The organism is Streptomyces sp. NPDC107517, assembly GCF_055582645.1.
This window is the reverse complement of record NZ_JBVJPM010000001.1, coordinates 595041-614655: the sequence shown is the minus strand read 5'-3', so window position 1 is coordinate 614655 and position 19615 is coordinate 595041. Positions and strand designations below refer to the sequence as shown.

General features: G+C 73.6%; 17 protein-coding genes. 9 read left to right on the top strand and 8 right to left on the bottom strand.

Annotated elements, in window-relative coordinates:
• Positions 1 to 13: 13 nt before the first annotated feature.
• From ACZ67T_RS02635 to ACZ67T_RS02625, 3 genes are all read right to left on the bottom strand, one after another.
• Positions 14 to 1399: an amino acid permease gene (locus ACZ67T_RS02635; protein WP_469981144.1), complete on the bottom strand. Its 1386-nt coding sequence runs from the start codon at positions 1397 to 1399 to the stop codon at positions 14 to 16.
• Between the two features lie 87 nt (positions 1400 to 1486).
• Entirely contained in the window at positions 1487 to 3607 is a 2121-nt protein-coding gene (locus ACZ67T_RS02630; RefSeq protein ID WP_469981373.1) for a phage holin family protein, read from the bottom strand.
• Between the two features lie 170 nt (positions 3608 to 3777).
• Positions 3778 to 4209, bottom strand: coding sequence for a hypothetical protein (locus ACZ67T_RS02625; protein WP_384248360.1), 432 nt, complete (start codon positions 4207 to 4209; stop codon positions 3778 to 3780).
• A gap of 83 nt (positions 4210 to 4292) precedes the next feature.
• Between ACZ67T_RS02625 and ACZ67T_RS02620 the strand changes: the two genes are divergently transcribed.
• Positions 4293 to 5066: an MBL fold metallo-hydrolase gene (locus ACZ67T_RS02620; RefSeq protein ID WP_469981143.1), complete on the top strand. Its 774-nt coding sequence runs from the start codon at positions 4293 to 4295 to the stop codon at positions 5064 to 5066.
• Positions 5063 to 5725 (top strand): DedA family protein, encoded by a 663-nt coding sequence (locus ACZ67T_RS02615; protein WP_469981142.1) that lies wholly within the window; start codon positions 5063 to 5065, stop codon positions 5723 to 5725. Before ACZ67T_RS02620 ends, ACZ67T_RS02615 begins: the two co-directional genes overlap by 4 nt.
• Here ACZ67T_RS02615 and ACZ67T_RS02610 read toward each other — a convergent pair.
• The 3 genes from ACZ67T_RS02610 to ACZ67T_RS02600 form a co-directional block, all read right to left on the bottom strand.
• Entirely contained in the window at positions 5705 to 6730 is a 1026-nt protein-coding gene (locus tag ACZ67T_RS02610) for an MBL fold metallo-hydrolase (protein WP_469981141.1), read from the bottom strand. The genes ACZ67T_RS02615 and ACZ67T_RS02610 overlap by 21 nt on opposite strands.
• The gene (locus ACZ67T_RS02605; RefSeq protein ID WP_469981140.1) at positions 6727 to 7986 is read right to left on the bottom strand and encodes an aminotransferase class I/II-fold pyridoxal phosphate-dependent enzyme; all 1260 of its coding nucleotides are present in this window, start codon (positions 7984 to 7986) and stop codon (positions 6727 to 6729) included. The genes ACZ67T_RS02610 and ACZ67T_RS02605 overlap by 4 nt, the downstream gene beginning before the upstream one ends.
• A gap of 230 nt (positions 7987 to 8216) precedes the next feature.
• Positions 8217 to 9848, bottom strand: coding sequence for an ATP-binding cassette domain-containing protein (locus tag ACZ67T_RS02600; protein ID WP_469981139.1), 1632 nt, complete (start codon positions 9846 to 9848; stop codon positions 8217 to 8219).
• A gap of 92 nt (positions 9849 to 9940) precedes the next feature.
• Between ACZ67T_RS02600 and ACZ67T_RS02595 the strand changes: the two genes are divergently transcribed.
• From ACZ67T_RS02595 to ACZ67T_RS02570, 6 genes are all read left to right on the top strand, one after another.
• Positions 9941 to 11446, top strand: coding sequence for a phosphatase PAP2 family protein (locus tag ACZ67T_RS02595; RefSeq protein WP_469981138.1), 1506 nt, complete (start codon positions 9941 to 9943; stop codon positions 11444 to 11446).
• 108 nt (positions 11447 to 11554) lie between these two features.
• A complete protein-coding gene (locus tag ACZ67T_RS02590; RefSeq protein WP_469981137.1) occupies positions 11555 to 12388 on the top strand; it encodes a class I SAM-dependent methyltransferase in 834 nt (277 codons plus the stop codon).
• A 142-nt stretch (positions 12389 to 12530) separates the two neighbouring features.
• On the top strand, positions 12531 to 12890 hold the full coding sequence (locus ACZ67T_RS02585) for a VOC family protein (RefSeq protein ID WP_116507920.1): 360 nt from the start codon (positions 12531 to 12533) through the stop codon (positions 12888 to 12890).
• A 62-nt stretch (positions 12891 to 12952) separates the two neighbouring features.
• Entirely contained in the window at positions 12953 to 13726 is a 774-nt protein-coding gene (locus ACZ67T_RS02580; RefSeq protein WP_469981136.1) for a GntR family transcriptional regulator, read from the top strand.
• Positions 13727 to 13869: 143 nt separating this feature from the next.
• On the top strand, positions 13870 to 15165 hold the full coding sequence (locus ACZ67T_RS02575) for an amidohydrolase family protein (RefSeq protein WP_469981135.1): 1296 nt from the start codon (positions 13870 to 13872) through the stop codon (positions 15163 to 15165).
• On the top strand, positions 15162 to 16346 hold the full coding sequence (locus ACZ67T_RS02570; RefSeq protein ID WP_469981134.1) for an amidohydrolase family protein: 1185 nt from the start codon (positions 15162 to 15164) through the stop codon (positions 16344 to 16346). Before ACZ67T_RS02575 ends, ACZ67T_RS02570 begins: the two co-directional genes overlap by 4 nt.
• A 12-nt stretch (positions 16347 to 16358) precedes the next feature.
• Here ACZ67T_RS02570 and ACZ67T_RS02565 read toward each other — a convergent pair whose 3' ends face one another.
• Positions 16359 to 18353: a DUF5107 domain-containing protein gene (locus ACZ67T_RS02565; protein WP_469981133.1), complete on the bottom strand. Its 1995-nt coding sequence runs from the start codon at positions 18351 to 18353 to the stop codon at positions 16359 to 16361.
• A 145-nt stretch (positions 18354 to 18498) separates the two neighbouring features.
• Between ACZ67T_RS02565 and ACZ67T_RS02560 the strand changes: the two genes are divergently transcribed.
• Positions 18499 to 18852, top strand: a complete 354-nt coding sequence (locus ACZ67T_RS02560) for a DUF6204 family protein (RefSeq protein ID WP_469981132.1) — start codon at positions 18499 to 18501, stop codon at positions 18850 to 18852.
• Here ACZ67T_RS02560 and ACZ67T_RS02555 read toward each other — a convergent pair.
• The gene (locus tag ACZ67T_RS02555) at positions 18821 to 19387 is read right to left on the bottom strand and encodes a GNAT family N-acetyltransferase (protein ID WP_469981131.1); all 567 of its coding nucleotides are present in this window, start codon (positions 19385 to 19387) and stop codon (positions 18821 to 18823) included. The two genes, ACZ67T_RS02560 and ACZ67T_RS02555, sit on opposite strands and share 32 nt — an antisense overlap.
• Positions 19388 to 19615: the final 228 nt, after the last annotated feature.

The following is a 19615-nucleotide window of genomic DNA, read 5'->3' as shown; positions in this document are numbered from 1 at the left end:
CACGGGGCAGGGATCAGCCGGTGGTGTCCGCGGCGGTGCGCTTCTTGCGGGCGGCCATCCACGCGTAGACGAGGACTCCGGCGAAGAGGAACAGGACGCCCTGGTAGACGGCCGCGTATCCGGCGCCGCCGACCAGCCACAGCGAGAAGCCGAACGCGGCCAGCGCGAGCACCATGTCGCGGGCCAGGCGCGGGCCGCTGACGCGGTGGCCCTGTCCGGACAGCAGGAAGTAGATCTGGGCGGCGGTCGCGAGGAGGTAGGGGACGGTCGCGGTGAACGTGGTGACGAGGACGAGCGTCTCGAAGACCCCGGCCGAGCCCGCCGTGTAGTTGTACACGGTCAGGAGCGAGGCGAGGGTGACGGCGACGAGGACGCCGGCGGTCGGGGTGCCGCGCTTCTTCTTGGTGAACACCGCGGGGAACAGGCCGTCCTTCGCGGCGGCGTACGGGGTCTGGGCGCTCAGGAGCGTCCAGCCGTTCAGGGCGCCGAGCATGGAGACGAGCGCGGCGACGGCCACGGCGGTGCCGCCCCAGGTGCCGCCGAACATGGCGTTGACGGCGTCGGAGAAGGGCGCGCTGGAGTCGACGAGCCGGTCGTGGGCGACGGTCCCGAAGACGGCGAGGGTGCACAGCAGGTACAGGAGGGCGGCGAGGCCGGTGCCGAGGACGGTGGCACGGCCCACGTTGCGGCCGGGGTCGCGGACCTCGCCGGCGCTGACCGAGGCGGACTCGACGCCGAGGTAGCTGAAGAGCAGGATCGCGGCGGACGCGGAGACGGCGCCGAGCGGGGAGTCGCCGCTCGCCCGGAACGGTCCGAGGTTGTCGGCGTGGAAGAAGAACAGGCCGCCGACGGCGACGAGGAGCAGCGGCGCGAACTTCAGGACGGTCGACACGAGCTGCACCGCGCCGACGTAGCGGGTGCCCGCGAGGTTGGCGAGAGCGGGCAGCCACTGGACGGTGAGCGCGGCGACGATGGTCCAGAACGTGGAGCCGTGGATGGGCAGGAGCACGTCGAGGTAGCCGACAGCGGCCACGGCGAGCGCCGCGTTCGACACCCAGGTGGTGATCCAGTACGACCAGGAGGCCAGGAACCCGGCGAAGTCGCCGAACGCCTCGCGCGCGTAGACGTAGGGCCCGCCGGTCTGCGGATGGCGGTGGGCGAGGCGGCCGAAGACGAGCGCGAGCGCGATGGCTCCGACGGTCAGGACACCGAACGCGACGAGGCTGATGGTGCCGAAGGGGGCGACGGAGGCCGGGAGCAGGAAGATGCCGCCGCCGATGATGTTGCCCATCACGAGTGCGGTGGCGACAGGGAGCCCGAAGCGGCGGGCGTGCTTGCTGGGGAGTTCTTCGTGCTGTGGGGCCGGAGCCGGCTTCGTCACGGTTCCGGTGTGGGGCATGGGGTGGTGCGCCTCTCTCGTGCGGGCGCCGACCGGGATCGCCGGGCGACGCTCCCATGGTCGGCCCCCGGCACACATCGTTCAAAATCAGGCGGATTTGTCCTGCGGAGTGACCGTCGCGACCGTAAATGATGCGTCGGTGGCGGGCTCGTGCCGGGATTTGTCCAGCGGGACCTGGGGGCCGCAGCCCTCGCGCAGCCAGCGGCGGAGCACGTGGTGGACCTGCTGGGCGCCCACCAGTTCGGCGCCCTCAGCGGCCGGCGGCGAGAAGGCCTCCGGGGCGAGCAGGAACGGGTGCCCCTGGGCGCCGCCGAGGCCTCCGTGGGAACCGATCTGCTCCTCGAAGGCGAGCACTTCGCCCTCGGCCGGGTCGTACCAGGAGTTCACCATGATGTCGGCGGTGTGCGGGAAGGAGTCGGTACGGCGGACGGCGTCGGCGGCGTGCGCGCCGAAGTCGGCCAGGGGCCCGGGGCGGTCGTCGAGGTCGGCCAGGGGGATCTCGGCGCCGCGCGCGCCGAGGACGACGGCGCCGTACTCCTCGCTGCGCACCAGCAGGAAGCCGATGCCGGGGTGGTTGGCGAGGGTCGTCAGGAGCGCCGGGTGGCGGGCGTCGATCTCCTCCTTGCTCATGCGGTGCGGCACGTCGGGGAAGGAGACCAGGCCGAGGTTGCCGGAGGCGAGGACGATCGGCTCGGAGCGGCGCGACGCGGGGCGGTCCCTCTCGCCGCCCTCCTCGACGGGCCGGCGCAGCGCGGCCCTGACGGCGGAGCGGGCCTCGGCGCCGGTTGGGGTCTCCCCTGCTCGAGCGAAGCCGAGAGCTTGGGGAAGGGTGCGCCGGGCACGGCGCGGCACGGGCAGGCCGCAGCCCGCCCGGACGAGGTCCTGGAGGCCGAGCCCGTAGCGGGCGCGGAACGTCTCGCCGGGGCTCTGCCCGTGGTCGGACAGGACGACGATCCGGTACGGGCGCGGGGCGTGCTCGGCGACCTTCGCGATCAGCGCGAGGGAGCGGTCGAGGCGTGCGAGGACCTTCTCGGCGTCGCGGCTGACGGGCCCGGAGTGGTGGGCGACCTCGTCGTAGGCGACGAGGTCCGCGTAGACCGCGCTGCGGCCCGCGAGCATGTCGCCGATGACCGCGGCGACGACCACGTCCCGCTCCACGACGGTCGCGAAGGCGCGGATGAACGGGTAGAGCCCGCCGCGGCCGACGCGGGGGCGCTGCCGGGCCAGCCGGGCCCGGGTGGACTGGCCGATCTCGCGGCCGACCTCGGCGACGAAGGACAGGGCGGTGCGCACGGCGTTCGCCGGGTCGCTGAAGTACGCGAAGTAGCCGGCGCGCGAGCGGTTCTCCTTGCCGCGGCGGGCCGCGACGGACAGCACGAGGGCGACCTGTTCGGCGCCTCCGCTGAAGAGATTGCCGCGGCTGGCGCCGTCCAGGGTGAGCAGGCCGCCGTCGCCGGTGTGCTCGATGGCGCGGCGCTGGAGTTCGGCGGCGCTGGTGGGCCGGTTGGAGACCTGGATCTCGCGGGTGTCCTTCTCGTACCAGCGGAACGCGGGCACGTCGTAGTTGCTGCCGTGCAGGATGCCGAGCTGGCTGGCGCCCGTCTGGCTGGACCAGTCGGTGCGCCAGGGCGTGAGGCGGTGGGTGCCGGCGCCGAGCCAGGCGCCGACGGTGGGCATCACGTCCTGGTGCGCGGCGTCGCGCAGGACGTCGTGGCCGACGCCGTCGAGCTGGAGGAAGACGGTCCCGGGGGTGGACGGCCCCGCTCCGGCGCTCGCTCTGCGGCGGCGCCGGGCGGCGAGGCGGTACAGGCGGCGGCGGTAGGCGTCGTCGTCGCGTACGGCGAGGGCTCCCCCGGTGGCGGACGCGACCGCGGACATCACGGCGGCGACCACGACGGCGGTCTCGGGGTTCGCCTCGCCCCGGCCGTCGGGGACGAGGGCCAGGGCGAAGAGCAGCAGGCCGCCGTTGAGGAAGAAGACGACGAGGCCGAGGACGAGCGCGGGCACCAGGAGCAGGGCGCGCACGAGGAGCGGCCACACCAGCACGGACAGGACGGCGAAGGCCCCCGCGCCGAGCGCGGCGGTGACGCCGATGCGGGTGGCACTGTCGCCGTTGTCCGACTGGAGCTTGAAGTCCGGCAGGATCCCGGCGAGCACGAGCATCGTGACGGTGCCGACCGCCCACACCGCGATCGACCGCCAGCACATGCTGGCGAACCGCCGCCAACGCCCCTCGCCCACGCCTCGCTCACCCTCTCGCCGTCACGTCGTCGTCCCCGCGCCAAGCGTGTCATATGGGCGCGATACGTCCGGGTTCTCCCCTGACTGCGCACACAGGTGCCCGGCGCGGGGCGGCGCGGGACGACCGTGGGGCGGGCTCAGCAGCCGTCGTAACCCGCTGTCGGCATCGACATCCGGCGGTGGACGCGCTTCTTCATCTCCGCGTCGTACGACGGCTCGGCGAGGCCCGCGGTCTCCAGGCGGACGCCGCGGCGCTCGCACTCGGCCGTGAACTCGTCGACCGAGCGCAGCGCGGCCCGCAGGACCCGGTCGCTCGGGGCGACGAACAGGTCGACGAGGCCCGCGTCGACGTCCGCCCACAGCACGTCGTGGTCGGAGCGCAGTGAGTGGACGAGGAGTTCTCTGGTCACGACGTAGCCCCGGTCGGCGGCCCAGCGGGCGCACATCGCGTGCTGGCTGCGCGAGTCCACGAGGAAGGGGTCGGCGTCCAGCTCCTCCAGCGGCGTGAGGCTGGCGATCGCCGTGACGCGGACCGCGCCGGCCGCGGTCTCTCCCGCCGTTTCACCCATGGTGTCCCCCTCACCTCCGGTTTCCCCGACGACCCTACTCCTGCCCGTAGGCTCGGGGGAGTCGCACGGAGGAGGTCCTGGAGGTGCCGGTGGAGATCACCTGGTGGGGTCACGCCACCTGCACGGTCGAGGACTCGGGAATCCGCGTGCTGACCGACCCGCTCTTCGCGCGCCGCCTCGCCCATCTGCGCCGGCGCCGCGGGGCGCCCCCACCGCCCGAGGCCGCCGTCGCCGACGTCGTGCTCGTCTCTCATCTGCACGCCGACCATCTGCACGTCCCGTCCCTGGCCCGGCTCGCGCCGGGCACCCGGGTCCTGCTCCCGCGAGGGGCCCGGCGCGCGGTGCCCGGCCTGCGCAGGCTCACGCAACTGCGGCTCACGGAGGTCGAGCCGGGCACCTGCGTGGAGGTGGGCGACCTCGTCATACGCGCCGTGCCCGCGTCGCACGACGGGCGGCGCATCCCGGTGGGGCCGCACCGCTCCCCCGCGCTCGGGTTCGTGGTGAGCGGCGAGGCCCGTACCTACTTCGCGGGCGACACCGGGCTCTTCGACTCCATGGCGGAGGCGGTCGGCGAGGTGGATGTGGCGCTCCTGCCGGTCGGGGGGTGGGGACCCTGGCTCGGGCCGCACCATCTGGACGCGGGCCGCGCCGCCGAGGCGCTCGCCCGGATCGCGCCGCGCAGCGCCGTGCCGGTGCACTACGGGACGTACTGGCCGATCGGCATGGACGCGGTGCGACCGCATGAATTCCACGCGCCGGGCGAGGAGTTCGTGCGGCGCTCCGCACAGCTGGCGCCCGAGGTGGCGGTGCATCTGCTCGGTCACGGTGAGAGTGTGCGGCCGGAGGTCGCCAAGTGAGTCCGGTCAGTGGCGCGGGCCACGAACTGCTCGCCGCCGCGGTGACGCACACGCCGCCGGAGTCCACCCAACAGGCCGTCGGATACCCGTCGTTGTTCCTGCTGATCGTGATCGGGGCGCTGGTGCCGGTCGTCCCCACGGGGGCGCTCGTCAGCTCGGCGGCCGTGGTCGCCTTTCATCAGACGGCGCCGTTCTCGCTGCTCCTGGTGTTCGGTGTCTCCGCGTGCGCGGCGTTCCTCGGCGATGTGGCGCTGTACTGGCTGGGGCAGCGCGGGATGGGTTCCAGGAACGGTTCCAGATGGCTGGCCGCGATCCGCGAACGGGCGCCCGAGGAGCGGCTCGCGCAGGCGCAGGACAAACTCGCCGATCACGGGGTGATGGTGCTCGTCCTGTCCCGGCTCGTGCCCGCCGGGCGCATCCCCGTGATGCTGGCGTGCCTGATGGCGAGGATGCCGCTGCGGCAGTTCGCGCGCGGGGACGTCCCGGCGTGCCTGGCCTGGGCCGTGACGTATCAGCTCATCGGCATCCTCGGCGGCTCCCTGTTCAGTGAGCCGTGGGAGGGCGTCGTGGCGGCGGTCGGACTGACGCTGGTGATCAGCGCGGCGCCCGCCGTGTGGCGGCGGGCGCGCGGAGGCCGCTCAGACGGTCAGCACGCGTGAGGCGCCCACCGGCAGGTCCCACAGGTTCTTGCGCGCAAGTCCCGCCTTCTGCCAGGCGGCCCGTACGCGCGTGAGGGGTTCGAGGACCGGCTCGGCCGAGAGCAGGAACGTGGCCCAGTGCATGGGCGCCATACGGCGCGCGCCCACGTCCTGCGCGGCCTGCACCGCATCCTCCGGGTCGCAGTGGACGTCCTTCAGCCACCAGCGCGGCTCGTAGGCGCCGATGGGCAGGAGCGCCAGGTCGATGCCGGGGTAGCGGCTGCCGATCTCCGAGAACCAGTGGCCGTATCCGGTGTCCCCCGCGAAGTAGACCCGCTGTCCCTCCAGGTCGGTGAGGACCCAACCGCCCCACAGGGTGCGGCAGGTGTCGACGAGGCTGCGCTTGGACCAGTGGTGCGCCGGGACGAAGTCGAAGCGCACGCCGTCCAGTTCCGCCGCCTCCCACCAGTCGAGCTCCGTGACGCGGGTGAAGCGGCGGCGGGTGAACCAGCGGCCGAGTCCGGCGGGGACGAACACGGGTGTGTCCCTCGGGAGCCTTTTGAGGGTGGGGGCGTCCAGGTGGTCGTAGTGGTTGTGGCTGATGACGACGGCGTCGACGGTCGGCAGGGCGCTCCAGGCGACGCCGGCCGGGGTGACGCGGGCCGGGGTGCCGAGGATCTTGCGGGACCAGACGGGGTCGGTGAGCACGGTGAGGCCGCCTATGCGCAGCACCCAACTGGCGTGCCCCGCCCAGCTGACGGCGACGGTACGGGCGTCCACGGCCGGCAGCGGTCCCGGCTCGAACGGCAGGGCCGCGATCTCGTTCAGCGCTTCGGGCGGCGGACGCAGCGCGCCCTCCCTGGCGAACCGGGCGAAGGCGCGCAGTCCGGGCAGCGGCGCCGTCAGGCGGTCGGCGAACGACTTGGGCCAAGTACGCCCCTCGCCGAGCGGCTTCGGCTCGGCGAGGGGTACGAAGGACGCGGGGGCATCAGCTCGCCGTGCCGTCGACTCGGACTGCTGCGTCATCGAGGACTCTCCCATCCCTTGACGTCGGCCCTGAGATCGTCGAGAGCCGACTCCAACATGCTCAACGCCCGCTGTACGTGCGGCAATTCCAGAGGTTCCGGCGCGGTGAGAGACGCCATGCGCTCCTGCGGGGTTGAGCCGAGGAAGGGGCCGGTGGACAGGCGTACCCGCAGCGCGGCGAGGTCGTCGCCGAAGCGGTGGCCGCCGGGGGTGGGCATGCCGAGCCGCCCGGAGAGGCGGTCCTCCAGGTCCTGGGCGTCGCCGACGCCGCGGGCGGCGAGCGCGGGGCGCAGCCGGTCCAGGTCCGCGTACAGCTGGCGGCCGGCTTCGGGCGGCCGGGCGAGTCCGCCGGAGAGGAGCACCACGCGGTGCACGGCGGCGGCCACGCGCGCGTCGAGCGCGGTCGTGGCGCGCAGGCGCGCGGTGATCCCGGCGGGCTCGCCGAGCGCGTATGCCGCCCCCGCCGCGGCGGGAGCCGAGAGGACCGCGCCCAGCGCGGTGAGGATGTCCAGGACGCGGGCGCGCAGCGCGGCCCCGCGCGCGGTGGCGGGGAAACGGGCGACGGCCGCGGGCAGCCCGGGCGGCAGGTAGGCGCCGGTGAGGTCGGTGACCACGGTGACGTGCTCGGGCAGCATCTCGGCGGGGCCGATCAGGACGGTGGCGCGGGCCGGGTCGTGGTGCAGGGTGTCGCGCCAGGTCTCGTCGCTGACGATGTGCAGGCCCTCCTCCGCGGCGGCCTCGACCGTCTCGTGCAGGATCTCGGGCGGCGGCACGGTCCCGGTCGGGTCGTCGGCGACGGACAGGACGAGGAGCCGCGGGTCGCCACCCTCGGCGCGGACGCGGCGCACGGTTTCGAGGAGGGCGTACGGATCGGGGACACCGCCGCACTCGGCGGGCGTCGCCACGTGGAAGACGGACCGGCCGAGGAGCCGTGCCTGGGGCTCCCACCAGGCCGGACAGGGCCGGGGCAGCAGCACGTCGCCGCCGATCGCGGCGGTCAGCGCGAGGAGCAGGGGTACGCCGCCGGGCGCGGCCGCGGTGCCGTCCGGTTCGGTGGTGAGTCCGCGGCGCTGCCAGTAGCCGCAGGCGGCGTCGAGGAGGGAGGGGGAGCCGCCGGGCGGTTCCGGGGCCGCCGGGTCCGCGGCGGCGGCCGCGGCGGCCAGCTCGGGCAGGACGGGAAGGCCGTCGTCCGGCAGCGGCGGCCCGTACCGGACGGGCCCGCGCCCCTCCAGGATCCCGTGGTCGTTCCCCCGCATGTGCCACCTCCACGCGCTGCCAGTCCGCACTGCCGGGACCTCATGGGCACCTCATACCCTCCCCAGCCTCTCCCGAGCCGCACACTCGCGCGCGGCCTGCACGGGAGGGCCGGCGGCCGCGTCCCGGGAGCGGGAGCACGTGGGAATGCGGCGAGGGGCGGGTCGCGCGGAGCTGGGCCGAGTGGGTGACGGGGCGCCGGCGGGGCGGCGCCGGTCACCGCGCGCGTCCGTTACCCCCGCGCCCGTTCCACCCTGCGCTCGTCCCAGACGGGTTCGTCGGACTCACGCAGCCGGCCGTCGCTGCCGAAGACGAGGTAGCGGTCGAAGGAGCGCGCGAACCAGCGGTCGTGCGTGACGGCGAGGACCGTGCCCTCGAACGCCTCCAGGCCCTCCTGGAGCGCCTCGGCGGACTCCAGGTCGAGGTTGTCCGTCGGCTCGTCGAGGAGGAGCGCCGTCACTCCGGCCAGTTCGAGCAGCAGGATCTGGAAGCGGGCCTGCTGGCCGCCCGAGAGCCGCTCGAACTTCTGCTCGGCCTGAGCCGTCAGCTCGTAGCGCCGCAGCCGCCCCATCGCCGCGCCGCGGTCCTTGGCGTGGTCGAGCCAGAGGATGTCGAGCAGGGTGCGGCCCCGCAGCTCGGGGTGGGCGTGGGTCTGCGCGAAGTGGCCGGGCACGACCCGCGCGCCGAGCTTCCACTCCCCCGTGTGCGCGACCGTGTCGTCGGGGTTCCCGGCGAGCAGGCGCAGGAAGTGCGACTTGCCCGAACCGTTCGAGCCGAGGACCGCGACCCGCTCGCCGTAGAAGACCTCCAGGTCGAACGGTTGCATGAGGCCGGTCAGCTCGAGGCCCTTGCAGGTGATGGCCCGCACGCCGGTCCGGCCGCCGTGCAGGCGCATGGTGATGTCCTGCTCGCGCGGCGGCTCGGGCGGGGGTCCCGCCTCCTCGAACTTGCGCAGCCGGGTCTGCGCCGCCGCGTAGCGGGACGCCATCTCGTGGCTGACCGCGGCCGCCTGCCGCAGGTTGAGGACGAGCTTCTTCAGCTGGGCGTGCTTCTCGTCCCAGCGCCTGCGCAGCTCCTCGAAGCGCGCGAACCGCTCCCGCCGCGCCTCGTGGTACGTCGCGAAGCCGGCGCCGTGCACCCAGGCGTCGGCGCCGGCGGGGCCCGGCTCGACGCTGACGATCTTCTCGGCGGAGCGGGCGAGCAGCTCCCGGTCGTGGGAGACGAACAGGACCGTCTTACGGGTCTCGCGCAGCTTCTCCTCCAGCCAGCGCTTGCCGGGCACGTCGAGATAGTTGTCCGGCTCGTCGAGGAGGAGGACCTCGTCGGTGCCGCGCAGCAGCGCTTCGAGGACGAGTCGTTTCTGCTCGCCGCCGGAGAGCGTGCGGACCTCGCGGAACTGGGCCGTGTCGTACGGAATGCCGAGGGCGGCCGTGGTGCACATGTCCCAGACCGTCTCGGCCTCGTAGCCGCGCGCCTCGGCCCAGTCGGACAGGGCCTGCGCGTACTCGAGCTGCGCCGCCTCGTCGTCGACGGTCATGATCAGGTGCTCGGCCTTGTCGACGGCCTTCGCCGCCTCCCTGATCCGCGGGGTCGCAACCGATACGAGCAGGTCGCGCACGGTCGTCTCGTCGCGCACCGAGCCGACGAACTGCGACATGACGCCGAGCCCGCCGCCGACGGTGACGGTGCCGCCGTGCGGCTTCAGCTCGCCGGAGATCAGCTTGAGGAGTGTCGTCTTTCCTGCGCCGTTCGGCCCGACCAGGGCCACCACGGAGCCCTCCCCGACCCGGAAGGAGACATCACCGAGCAGCGCCCGCCCGTCCGGCAAGTAGTACTCGAGGTGCGCGGCTTCCAGATGTCCCATGGTCCGCATTGTGGGCGCCCGGCCGGGTGAGGAGCAAAACGATTTCGTCACACCCCCGTGGTGCGGGGGCCCGCGGTGGGTACACGTGCGCAATGTGCGCTGACCTCGACCACCTGACGACCTGGCGGACCCCGACCTCTCCGGGCCCTGGCCTGCGCGGCCGGCTCGCCGCCCTTGACCTGCGTGTTTTCGAGTACGCGGCGCGCCGGCACTGGCCCGGCGGCGACCGCGTCCTGCCCCGGCTCAGCCGCAGCGCGAACCATGGGGTGCTGTGGTTCGCGGTGGCGGGCGCGCTGGCCGTGGGCGGTTCGCCGAAGGCCCGCCGCGCGGCCGTGCGCGGGGTCGCCTCGCTCGCCGTGGCGTCCGCGACGATCAACACGCTCGGCAAGCGTTCGGTGCGCAGGCCGCGGCCCGTGCTCGACCCGGTGCCGCTTGTGCGCCGTCTGAAGCGGCAGCCGGTGACGACGTCGTTCCCGTCCGGGCACGCGGCGTCGGCGGCCGCGTTCGCCACGGGCGTCGCGCTGGAGTCCCGCCTGCTGGGCGCGCTGGTGGCGCCCCTCGCGTTCTCCGTCGCCGCGTCCCGCGTCTATACGGGCGCGCACTTCCCGGGCGATGTCCTCGCGGGCGCCGCGCTCGGGGCGGGCGCGGCCTACGCGGTACGGGGCCTCGTGCCTACCCGCGACCAGATGCCGTCGCCGGGCCGGCCGCTGGTGGACGACGTGCCGAAGCTGCCCGGCGGCGAGGGCCTGGTGATGGTGGTCAACACCGGTGCGGGCAGTCCGGACCAGGCGCGGACGCTGCGCGGCCTGCTGCCGCACGCCGAGATCGTCGAGGCCGGGGGGTCCGATCTGCCCGCCGCGCTGGAGAAGGCGGCGACCCGGGCACGGGCGCTCGGGGTGTGCGGCGGGGACGGCACGGTGAACACCGCGGCGGGCGTCGCCCTGCGCCACGGTCTGCCGCTCGCCGTCCTTCCCGGCGGCACGCTCAACCACTTCGCGTACGACCTGGGGATCGAGGACCCGGGCGATCTGTCGCGGGCCGTCGAGGCGGGTGACGCCGTGGCGGTCGACGTCGGCCGCTTCCGGTCGTCGGCCACCTCCGGGATCTTCCTCAACACCTTCAGCCTGGGCGTGTACCCGGAGCTGGTGAAGGAGCGCGAGCGCTGGTCGCGGCGGATCGGCGGACGGCTCGCCGACGTGGTGGCCGCCACCCACGTGCTGCGCCGCGACCATCCGTTGCAGGCCGAACTGGACGGCACGCGGCGGCCGTTGTGGATGGTGTTCGCCGGGAACTGCACGTACCGCCGGATGGGGCTCACCGCGGGCCGGCGCGCGGATCTCGCGGACGGCCTGCTCGACGTGCGTGTGGTGCACGGCGGCCGGCTGCCGGGCGTGCGACTGCTGGCGGCGGCGTTCGCGGGGCCGCTGTCCCGCTCCCCGTTCCACGCCGCGGTCCGGCGCACGCGGCTGCGCATGGACCGCATCAGCCCCGGCACTCCACTGGCCTTCGACGGTGAGATCGCGCCGTGCGGGCGGGAGTTGATCATCGACAAGCAGCACGAGGCACTACGGGTCTACCGGCCGCTGACCATACTGTGACAGCACGAGTGGGTCCGTATCATGAGATGGCCATCTCAATATTCGGCATGGCGGCGTACGGTGATCTCACTTGGTCCGCCGCTCACTGATCTTGCGAAGGGGTCCGCCATGCCGAAGGAGAACGCCGTCTACACGCACGGCCACCACGAGTCCGTACTGCGCTCCCACACCTGGCGCACCGCCGCCAACTCGGCCGCGTATCTGCTCGGTTCGCTGAAGCCGCACATGAAGATCCTGGACATCGGGTGCGGACCGGGGACCATCACCGCCGACCTGGCGGCGCTGGTCCCCGAGGGGCATGTCACCGGCGTGGACCAGGCTGCGGGAATCCTCGACCAGGCCAGGGCGACGGCGGCCGAACGCGGCCTGACCAATGTCGACTTCGCGACGGCGGGCGTCCACGCGCTGGACTACCCGGACGACACGTTCTGCGTCGTGCACGCCCACCAGGTGCTGCAGCACGTCGGCGACCCGGTGCAGGCCCTGCGCGAGATGCGCCGGGTCACCAAGCCCACCGGTTTCATCGCCGTCCGCGATTCGGACTACGCGTCCATGGCCTGGTACCCGAACGCGCCCGCCATGGACGACTGGCTGGACCTGTACCGGCGGGTCGCGCGCGCCAACGGCGGCGAGCCGGACGCGGGCCGGCGCCTCAAGTCCTGGGCGCTGGAGGCAGGTTTCGACGCGGCCGACATCAACTCATCGTCCTCCACCTGGTGTTACGCGGCACCGGACGAGGTCGAGTGGTGGAGCGGCCTGTGGGCGGACCGCACCCTCGCCTCCGCGTACGCCGACCGCGCCACGGAGAGCGGCCACGCGACGACCGCCCAGCTGGAGGAGATCTCCGAGGCGTGGCGGACATGGGGCAAGCAGCCCGACGCCTGGTTCTCGGTGCCGCACGGCGAAATCCTGTGCCGCAAGACGGATCGCGCGGGCCAGTAGAGGATCGCGGGGGCCAGGAGAGCTGAGCGGCGCGCCCGCCTCACCGTCCTCACGGGGACGCGGGTGCGCCGCCTCACGACCGATGCCCGTCGTTCCCCGGAAACGATCACGCGTCCGCACACGGCCAACTACGCTCACCGCTATGGAGATCCTGGGAACCACGCTGCGTATCTGCGTCGAGGACCTGGAGTCCTCGGTCGCGTTCTACGAACGGCTCGCGGGCAGCCGGGCCCTGCGCTTCGAGCGCGGCGGGGTCTCCGTCGCGGCGGTCGGCTGCTTCCTCCTGATGAGCGGTCCGAAGGAGGAGATCGACGTCCTGCGCAAGGTCGCGGCGACGATCGCCGTCCCGGACGTCGACGAGGCGCACGCCGTCCTCAGCGCGTCCGGCGCGCACGTCCTCGCGGGGCCGGTCCCGACGCCCGCGGGCCGCAACCTGATCGCGATGCACCCGGACGGCTCGGTCTTCGAGTACGCCGACCGCCAGGGCCAGGCCCAGGCTTAGCACGCGGTCGCGGGCCCGTCCCCGTATCCTCGCCCGGGCAGCTGGGAGCGAGGACGGTGGACATGGCGGGCAGCGACGGCGGCGGCGAGACCCGGGAGGCCGGGGAATCCGTGAAGAGCGGCGGCGCCCGGCCGCCGCTCGGCTCGCGCGCGCGGGACGCGATCCGGCAGCGCATCGTCGACCGGCGCTACCCGCAGGGCTCCCGGCTCGTCGAGCGCGAGGTCGCCGAAGAGCTGCAGATGTCGCGCGTCCCCGTACGGGAGGCGCTGCGCTCGCTCGTCACCGAGGGCCTGCTCGAACTTCTGCCGCACAGCGGGGTACGCGTACGGCGGCTGGCGCGGGCGGACGTGGAGCATCTCTACGAGGTGTGGGAGCCGCTGGCCGTACAGGCGTCCCGGCTCGCGGCCCGGCGGGTGGCGCGGGCCGCGCCGCAGGAGCCGGAGGGGCTCGGCGCGCTGCGCGGGACGCTGGACGTGGCGGAGCGCGCGGCCGCGGCGGACGAGGGGGCGCGCGAGGTGGCCGCGCACACCGCGTTCCACGAGGGCATCGTGACCCTGTCCGGGAACCCCCTCCTGGCGCGCACCATGGAACAGCTCGGCTGGCAGCTCCAGCTGCTGTTCGGCCTGCGCGAGGAACCCGCCCATATGCGGGCGCAGCATGCGGTGATCTTCCGGCACATCGCCGCGGGCGACGAGGAGACCGCCGCGGCGAGCACCCTGCTGCACGTGCGCGACAGCCGGTCGGTGGCCCTGCGCTCGCTCTTCGGCGACGAGGGCGATGACGGCCGGGGGGACGGCCACGAAGGCGGCGCCGCTTTGTATACCAACCTCCATTAGAGCCTCTCCGGCTGACCAGAATCCGGGCAGAACCTGCAGGTCAGACCTGGCGGAACCATCTCCTCCCTTGCCCGCTCCCTCATCTTGGTATACAAAATGTCGGACCACCCGATCCCTCCCGCCGTCCGCCGAGGAGCCCCCGCATGTGCGTCGAGAACTGCCCCCCGCCGTCGAACCGGCTGACCCGCCGAGGCGTACTCGCGGGTGCCGCCGCACTGGCGGGCACGACCGCCGCCCTCGCCGCCGCGCCCGGCGCGTCCGCCGCCCCGATGACCCGCACGGCCGCCACCCGCTCCGGCAGCGCCCCCCGCGGCGGTGACCTCGTCATCGACGGCGGCACGCTCCTCGACCCCGCGACGGGCGAGGTCACCGAGGACGCGGTCGTCGTCATCCGTGACGGCGTCGTCCGCGCGGCCGGCAAGCGCAAGAACGTCGACGTACCCGCCGGCGTCACCGTCCTCGACGCGCACGGCCGGTGGGTCCTGCCGGGTCTCGTCGACTCGCACATCCACCTGAACACCGCCGCCGAGGCCGCCAGGACCCTCGCGCTCGGCGCCACCACCGCGCGCAGCGGTTCGACGAACTTCTACCAGGACATCGCCGTCCGCGAGCTCTCCCGGCAGGCCCCAGGCCTGGCCCCCAGGCTGCGCGCGGCCGGCATCTTCGTCACGCCCGACCTCGGTGACACGATCCTCGCGGACCCCGACCTCACCCCGCTCGCCCGCCTCAAGGGCGGCGTCACCTCGCCCGAGGCGCTGCGCCGCGTCGTCGAGGTCAACCTGGCCCGTGGCGTCGACACCATCAAGACGCGCGTGAACCCGCGCGCCGGCCTGGCCGAGCAGGACCCTCTGGAGCAGGTCTACAGCCGCGAGCAGCTCTCCACGATCGTCGCCACCGCCCGCCGCGGCGGCAAGGACGTGCTGTGCCACAGCTACAGCGAGAAGGGCTGCCACGACGCCGTCATGGCCGGCGTCAAGTCCGTCGAGCACGGTGCGTTCATCAGTGAGCAGACCCTGCACGAGATGCGCCGCCGTGGTACCTGCTTCACGCCCACGATGGTCGCGATCGGCGGCATGATCGGCGACCCCGACCCGGTTCTCGACGAGCGCGGCCGCACCTACCTGCCGAAGCTCAAGGCCGCCGCGAAGCTCGCCCACGAGCTGGGCGTGGGCCTGGTGTCCGGCACGGACTCGTCGGGCGGCTCGGTCGAGCCGATCGGCGCCGAGATCGAGATGATGCACTCGGCCGGTCTGTCCGCGCTCGACGCGATCCGCACCGCCACCACCAACGCGGCCCGTCTTCTCGGCTTCGAGGGCAGGGTGGGTCGTCTCGCGCGCGGTTTCGCAGGCGACGCGATCCTGCTGTCCGGCGACCCGCTCGCCGACGTGTCGGTGCTGAAGAAGCCGGTGCGCGTCGTGCGTACGGGAGTCGCCGTATGACGGCCACCGTCTTCCGGAACGTACGTCCGCTCGGTGCGACGGAGGCCGTGGACCTCACGGTCGTCGACGGGGTGATCGCCGACGCTCCCGTGCCCGAGGGTGCCGAGGTCGTCGACTGCGGCGGCCGGATCGTGCTGCCGACCCTGGTGGATGCGCACATCCACCCGGACAAGACCGCGTGGGGCGAGCCCTGGGTGTCGCGCAAGCCCGCGTCGGGGATCGCCGAATTCGCCGCCGCGGACGCCGAGTTGTACCGCTCGCAGACCACTCCCCTCAAGGACCGCGCCCGGCGCCTCATGGCGCACGCGGTCACCCGGGGCACCCGCGCGATGCGGGCCCATGTCGATGTCGCGCCCGCTTTCGGCCTTGCCGGTGTCGAGGGCGTCGGCGCCGCGCGTGAGGCGCTGCGGGACGCGGTCGACGTACAGATCGTCGCCTTCCCGCAGCACGGCGTCCTGCGGGCGCCCGGCACCGCGGAGCTCCTGGAGGAGGCGGCCCGCACCGGTGGCATCGACATCGTGGGCGGGATCGACCCGATCGGCTTCGACGAGGCGCTCGACGCCCAGCTCGACCTGGTCTTCGGGATCGCCGACCGGCACGGGGTGGGCGTCGACATCCACCTCCACGACCAGTCCGTCCCCGGCCTGACCGCGGTGCACGCGATCATCGACCGGACCAGGGCGCTGTCCCTCCAGGGCAAGGTCAGCATCAGTCACGCGTTCTGCGTGCCCGGCCTCGAAGGGCTCGAACTCGACCGCATGGGCGAGGAGCTGGCGGACGCGGGGATCTCCCTGACGACCGTGGCGCCGTCGCGGCCGCTGGTCCTGCCCACGCGCCGGCTCCGCGAGCTCGGGGTGCGGGTCGGGCTCGGTTCGGACGGGGTGCGCGACTCGTGGAGTCCGTTCGGCAACGCCGACATGCTGCACCGGGCGCATCTGCTCGCGCGGGCCCAAGGGGCCCGCACGGACGAGGAGCTGGCCGACGCCTTCCGTGTCGCCGCCGATGACGGCGCCCGCGTCGTCGGCCTCCCCCACCTGGATCTGTCTCCCGGCTCGCCGGCCGACTTCTTCCTGGTGCGCGGCGAGTGTCTGCCGCAGGTCGTGGTGGACCTGCCCGCGCGTGACCTGGTGGTCAGGGCGGGCCGGGTCGTGGCCAGGGACGGCGAGCTGCTGCTCCCCTGACCACGCGCCGGGTCAGGCCTCCCCGGGCCGCATGCTGAAGTCGTACTGGGCGGGCAGCCGTTCGCCCGGTGCGGCGAGGTGTGCCCACAGCTCGGCCATGACCTCCGAGCCCTCGCGCAGGTCGGCGACCTCGAAGCCCTCGTCGAACACGGCCCGTGCCGCCTCCCTGTCGCCCTCGGCGAGCAGGAGCCGGGCCTCCACGAGCCGGAAGCGGCCGCGGGCGCGGGTCGTGGCGTGCAGCCGGTCCCAGACGGCGCGGGCCGCCCCGGGACGACGGGCCGCGAGCAGCACGTCGATGGCCTCGCGGCCCAGAGCCGCGGTGGCCACCGTCCAGGCCTCTCCGTCGTCGCGCCGCTCCTGGCACAGGTCGTCGAAGGCATCGGCGTAGCGGTCGGCCGCGCGTTCGCGATGGCCCGCCTCCTGGTCGGCGACGGCCAGACAGCGCAGCAACGGCCAGAGGGACGGGGCGAGTTCGAGGCCGCGCTCCCAGCTGCGTACGGCCTGGGCCAGGTCGCCCGCATGCCATTGGGCGACGCCGAGGTGGTACTCGGTGAGCGGCTGTGCGGGCGCCGTTTCCAGCATGTCCCGCCAGTGCGGCGCGACGAGGGTGGGTCCGGGCGGTCCGACGCGCCGCGGCTCGGGGATGGAACCGGTGCGCAGGAGATCGAGCCAGGGTGCCTGCGCCGGGCCGAGGGTCGACTCGGCGAAGGGGGTGCCCGGCAGCTTGAAGCCGCCGCGCAGCACTTCGAGGGCGCCCCACCCGGAGCCCTCCGCGAGCGGCTCCTCCGGTTCCGCGTCGGCGTGCGGGCGCCAGGCCGCGTAGGCGGCATCGACATCCGCCCTCGGCAGCGCGGCTTCGAGGCAGTCCTCGACCTCGCCGCGCGCGACCGCCCAGTCCTCGGTGGAGTGCACGGCGTCGGGCGCCGCGGACAGCGGCCCGTACGACTCCAGCCACGCGAACTCGCCCTCGGCGTCCAGGCGTACGTGCTCCAGCTGGGTGCGGGCGAGGCCCGCCTGTATCTCGGCGTAGCCGCCCGTGCCCGGCTCGGTCAGCCACTCCTGCCAGCGCCGCCCGCCCTCGCCGTGGCCCCACAGGAACAGCTTGCGGCCGCGCAGCGTGTCGGTCGAGGTCTGTACGAGCCCGTGCCCGTCGTCGTCGAGTGCGGCGATCCAGCGGCGCTGCCCGTCGGGGATCTCGTAGAAGTAGTCGGCCGGGTACTCGCCGCTGAGGGGGTACGTGCGGTCCACGCCGTCGTGCTCGGGGACGGGGACGCGGCGCAGGCTGCGCTCGTAGCCGAAGTGCCAGGCCTCGTCGGCGGGGGCGAGGACGCGGTGTTCCTCGGGGACGGCGATGTTCGACCACCAGTAGACGGGCGCGGGCCGTTCGTGGGGGTTGCGGATCCGCACGCCCACGTGGAGGAAGTCGGATCCGGCCGGCAGCCACAGGTCCACCTGGAACGGCAGGTCGCGCAGGCGCTCCCACTCCCAAAGCCGCAGCATGTCGCCGCCGTCGGGCGCGGTGACGCGGGCGGCGTGCAGGGGCGCGCAGGACAGGGTGGTGTGCCCGGTCGCGCCGATGTTCCACTCGATGCCGCCGGAGAACCAGGCGCCGTTGAGCGCGAAGTCGGCGGGCTGGAACACCGGGTTGCGGTACAGGAGTTCGCGTCCGGTGGGCTTGTGGAACATCGAGTGGACACGCCCACCGAGGCCCGGCAGGACCGTGACGCGCAGCCGGTCGTTCTCGATCACGAGCGTGTCGAGGGTGAACGGGGCGCGCTCGCGCCCGTAGCCGTTCTTGATCCGCTCCGGCAGGACGCTGCGCAGTTTCTCGTAGCCGATCTGGCGGGCCATGTCGCGGGGCATGCCCTGCTTGGAGCGCTCGTCGAGTTCGTGGAGTTCGTCGAGGTGCCGCAGCGGCGGCAGCGGGTCGGGGGCGCCCACCGCCACGCCGGGCAGGGTCAGTACGTCGCGCCGAAGGGTCGTCCGCTCGGCCTGCGAGTCCGTCAAGTCCGCCTCCTGGTTCATGGGCCCGCCGTCCGCACGCGGTGTGCCCCGACGACCATGGAACAGGCTCGCCCCCGAGCTGACCAGGGGTTCTCCGGGTCAGAATTAAGCAAAGGCGCATTTCGGCCCGCCGGGTTACTCTCCGCGGATGGGAACGCAGCACACCTATCGGGTCATCGTCCGCGGCACATGGGACGGTCTGGCGGACGGCGCACGCGAGCGGCTGCTCGCCGAGGTCGACGAGCACGGGCTCGCGTCGATGAAGTTCACGCCTCAGGGATCGCTCACGTACGACCGGGTACTGAAGCACTTCTCGTACCGGTTCGTCGTGGAGTCGGATGCCGAGGACGGCGAGGAGCTGGCGGAGGCGCTCGCCGAGGAACGGGCCGAGGCGTCACTCAGGGCGCTCGGTGAGGGGTACGGCTTCGGGGCGCTGAAGTCATCGGCGACGGACATGGACACGATGAAGGTCAACCGGAAGCACCGGGCATCTCGGCCGTGAGCGCCCAGCGCTCGTGGTCGCGCCAGGCGCCGTCCACGAAGATGAAGTCGGGCGAGTAGCCCTCGAGGCGGAACCCCGCGCGGCGGGCGAGCGCGATGGACGCCTCGTTGCCGGGCTGCACGTTGATCTCCAGGCGGTGCAGTGCGAGGGGGCCGAAGGCGTACCGGACGACGAGGCCGAGGCCCTCGCTCATGAGGCCGCGGCCCGCCGCGTGCGCGAACGCGCCGTAGCCGAGGGCGCCGCAGCGGAAGCCGCCGCGGACGATGTTGTTGATGTTGATGAAGCCGGCGATGCCGCCACCGCCCCCGTCGTCCGTCCGCTCGCACACCAGGAATCCGCAACGGGTCGGATCGTCGATGAGTGCGCCCGCGTAGGCGGCGTAGGTGTCGGCGGCGGTGGGCGGGAAGAGCCAGGGGCGGTGCAGGTCCGCGCTCTCCCGCGCCCGCGCGGTGAATTCCTCTCCGTCCGCGAGCGTGAAGGGGCGTATGCCCACGTGGGGGCCTTCGTCGAGGTAGCGGCGGCTGGTGGCAGACATCCGGCCAGCCTACGCCGCGGCCGTGGGACGGCAGCGGGTACGTGTCCCTTGCGCCTGCTGCTGGGGTGGCCGCCGCAGATCGCCCCGATGACGGCGCCGAGCGCCGGATCGAACGGCATGGACGCTTCGGGGATCCGCGGGCGGATCCTGACCTGCCGGGTGAAGGTGCCGGTGACGCACGCCGCCCCTGTCGCGGCTCGCCGTGCCCCTGGGACTCATCCGTGGACC

Excerpts from the sequence above, each read along its gene's own strand:
- ACZ67T_RS02635 (WP_469981144.1), bottom strand. The coding sequence starts at position 1,399 with ATGCCCCACACCGGAACCGTGACGAAGCCGGCTCCGGCCCCACAGCAC.
- ACZ67T_RS02630 (WP_469981373.1), bottom strand. The coding sequence starts at position 3,607 with ATGTGCTGGCGGTCGATCGCGGTGTGGGCGGTCGGCACCGTCACGATG.
- ACZ67T_RS02625 (WP_384248360.1), bottom strand. The coding sequence starts at position 4,209 with ATGGGTGAAACGGCGGGAGAGACCGCGGCCGGCGCGGTCCGCGTCACG.
- ACZ67T_RS02610 (WP_469981141.1), bottom strand. The coding sequence starts at position 6,730 with ATGACGCAGCAGTCCGAGTCGACGGCACGGCGAGCTGATGCCCCCGCG.
- ACZ67T_RS02605 (WP_469981140.1), bottom strand. The coding sequence starts at position 7,986 with ATGCGGGGGAACGACCACGGGATCCTGGAGGGGCGCGGGCCCGTCCGG.
- ACZ67T_RS02600 (WP_469981139.1), bottom strand. The coding sequence starts at position 9,848 with ATGGGACATCTGGAAGCCGCGCACCTCGAGTACTACTTGCCGGACGGG.
- ACZ67T_RS02595 (WP_469981138.1), top strand. The coding sequence starts at position 9,941 with ATGTGCGCTGACCTCGACCACCTGACGACCTGGCGGACCCCGACCTCT.
- ACZ67T_RS02590 (WP_469981137.1), top strand. The coding sequence starts at position 11,555 with ATGCCGAAGGAGAACGCCGTCTACACGCACGGCCACCACGAGTCCGTA.
- ACZ67T_RS02585 (WP_116507920.1), top strand. The coding sequence starts at position 12,531 with ATGGAGATCCTGGGAACCACGCTGCGTATCTGCGTCGAGGACCTGGAG.
- ACZ67T_RS02580 (WP_469981136.1), top strand. The coding sequence starts at position 12,953 with ATGGCGGGCAGCGACGGCGGCGGCGAGACCCGGGAGGCCGGGGAATCC.
- ACZ67T_RS02575 (WP_469981135.1), top strand. The coding sequence starts at position 13,870 with ATGTGCGTCGAGAACTGCCCCCCGCCGTCGAACCGGCTGACCCGCCGA.
- ACZ67T_RS02570 (WP_469981134.1), top strand. The coding sequence starts at position 15,162 with ATGACGGCCACCGTCTTCCGGAACGTACGTCCGCTCGGTGCGACGGAG.
- ACZ67T_RS02560 (WP_469981132.1), top strand. The coding sequence starts at position 18,499 with ATGGGAACGCAGCACACCTATCGGGTCATCGTCCGCGGCACATGGGAC.
- ACZ67T_RS02555 (WP_469981131.1), bottom strand. The coding sequence starts at position 19,387 with ATGTCTGCCACCAGCCGCCGCTACCTCGACGAAGGCCCCCACGTGGGC.